Origin of the sequence: Thermus aquaticus, assembly GCF_001280255.1 — a bacterium.
Classification (GTDB): domain Bacteria; phylum Deinococcota; class Deinococci; order Deinococcales; family Thermaceae; genus Thermus; species Thermus aquaticus.
This window is the reverse complement of sequence record NZ_LHCI01000105.1, coordinates 14,296-16,597: the sequence shown is the minus strand read 5'-3', so window position 1 is coordinate 16,597 and position 2,302 is coordinate 14,296. Positions and strand designations below refer to the sequence as shown.

The 2,302-nt window shown below is 68.7% G+C and carries 2 protein-coding genes; one reads left to right on the top strand and one right to left on the bottom strand.

All coding sequences use genetic code 11. The features are described from left to right. The first annotated feature begins 282 nt into the window (after positions 1 to 282). Positions 283 to 816, top strand: coding sequence for a hypothetical protein (locus tag BVI061214_RS00900; RefSeq protein WP_014516139.1), 534 nt, complete (start codon positions 283 to 285; stop codon positions 814 to 816). Positions 817 to 1,059: 243 nt separating this feature from the next. Here BVI061214_RS00900 and BVI061214_RS00895 read toward each other — a convergent pair. After that, a partial coding sequence (locus BVI061214_RS00895; RefSeq protein ID WP_082333095.1) for an IS1634 family transposase occupies positions 1,060 to 2,302 on the bottom strand: 1,243 nt, incomplete at its 5' end.

Below are 2,302 nucleotides of genomic sequence, written 5' to 3'. Positions count from 1 at the left end.
GGCCTCCCTTCTCTTTCCCCCTCTCCTCCGCCTCTCCCAAAGGGTTCTCTCCCCTCGTGGTGACGCCGAGGGGCGTGGGTGAGGCCCTCCTGGGCTCCACGGGCGGTATTCCCCTGCTGCTACTCTGGGGCTAACCCGTAAGGGGGTGAATGGCGATGCTCAAGGAGGTGCAAGAGGTCAGGGTCGGCGGCCGGACGCGGCGGGTGTACGTGCGCCCCTTTGCCATGCCTGCTCCATTACAGGTGGGGTCATCTGGATGGTGGAAGGGTTCGCTCTAGAGGCTTGAACCCGGTCTGGAAACTGGCCTTTCTTTCCGAGGCCCTGGGCGACCTGGGGGCCGCCCTGGGCTTCAGCGCCTTGAGCCTGGAGGTGGCCCGCACGGGGGAGGCCTTCTGGGTAGGCCTCTTCGCTGCCCTCGGGTACTTCACCCTAGGCCCTTTGCTCCTCCTGAGCCCCCGGCTGGACCGGGGAGACCCGGTGAGGGCCCTCCTCCTCCTGGCCCTTCCGTTCCCTCCTTTCCTCGCGGGGGGCCTGCTCTATGGGTTTGCCGTCGGGGTCACGGGCGTCCACCTGCGGGCCGTGCGGGGGTGGTTGCTGCCCGAGGAGGCCCTGGCGGGGAGCCTGGCCGCCCTGCGGGCCCTGATCTACGGGGCGGGCGCCTTAGGGGGAACCCTCTCGGGGGTCCTGGGGGGGATCGGCGTGACCCTGCCCTTGCGGGTGGCCCTGGCCTCCTTCCTGGCCTTCTACCTCTTCGCCCTTGGCCCGCTCCATCCCAGGCGCCTGGAGGAGGTAGAGGCCATGGGGAGAGCCTCCTAGCCGGTGCGAAGAGGGCTTGGTCTTATCGCTAAGCTTGTTTCCCGCAAGGCTGACCCTCCCCTGAGGCCCGGGTGGACCGGCCCTACCCATGGGGGTGGGGGGTAACACTACCTTGGAAGGGCGCAGATGGGCGGAGGGGGAACGGAGTCTCGGGAAAACGGCGGGAGGATTCCTGAGCCGCTTTGGCGTGGGGGTTTGGGCGTATCCCCTCAGTTTGTGGTGGTCCCACATTCCGCACCCCCTTCACTCCAGCAGGTAATATCGCCCGGCCCCCAGGAGGCGCGCCGCGGTCTCGTGATGGGGAGCCAGGTTGAGGACGAACCACCTGCCCCCCAGCTCCACCAGTCGGACCCACATAAAGAGTTGAAACACCCAGCGCAAGGTGGGCTTGGCTGTGGGTCTCCCCTTCTGGTCCGGCAGGCTGGACCCCGCCTCCCAAAGCCTCCGCCTCAGCGCCCACTCCCCCAGGGCGTACACCAGAAGGGCCAGGGCCATCACCATCCCCAGGGCCATCACCCGCTCGGGCCGCTTCAAGAAGGTGCTCTCCGCAAAGAACAGGGGGTCCTTCAGAAACCGGAACCCCCGCTCCACCGTCCGGGCCTGGTCCTTGTACCGCCTCAGCACCTCCTGAGGGGGAAGCCCCTCCCGGTCCAGCACGTTCGTGGCCAGGAGGAATCGCCCCAGGCCCCGCCTCGCCCGCTCCAGCTTCTCCTGATCCACCTCCAGGCGGGCCCGCAGGCGGTAGACCACCGCCAAGGGTCGCTCCCCCTTGCGCGGCCGGCCCACCCGCTCCCATTGGCGTTCCTCCTGCACTCCCAGGTAGACCAGCCGGTGCGAAGGAAGTCGGCCGCTGGCCTCGCTCAGGGCCCGCCGGGCGTCCGCCTCACAGGCGAAGGTCCGAGCCGTCAGCCGGCCCAGGACCTTCCGCGCCTCCCCTTCGGCCCGCGCTATCCGCTGCTGGAGGCTCGCTTCCTCCATCCTGGCCCGCTCCTGGCTCTCCACCAACAGCCAGCGCTGCCGCACACCCCCGTACTCGCTCTCCACCTCCAGCCCCCGGTAGCCCGGCAGCAGAGGCCTCCAGGCCTCCTGGGGTAACTCCTCGCGTAGCAGGACCTTGGCCTCCTTTAGGGTGGCCGGCACCCGCATGACCCAGGAGAACCCACGCAGGGCCCCCAGGTTCTCCTGGCTGTAGCTGGCCCCGTCCAGCACCACCACCTCCCCCAGTTCCAGGCTCTGGCGGTAGCGCGCCAGCAGGGGAACCAAGGCCTCCTGATCCGACTGGTTCCCATCCCCAGGAGCGAAGAGCAGGGGAATCCCCCCGGTATCGGCGCAGATCAGGTTCATCACCCACTGCTTGAGGTCTGGGCGGTGGTCCCGGCTGTAGCCGTGGGTGAGGCGGATGACCAGGGGCTCGTCCCCCGTATCGGTCTGGCCCTCTTCCCCGCTCCCGTACACCCCGTGGACGTGAAAGCTGGTGGAGTCCACG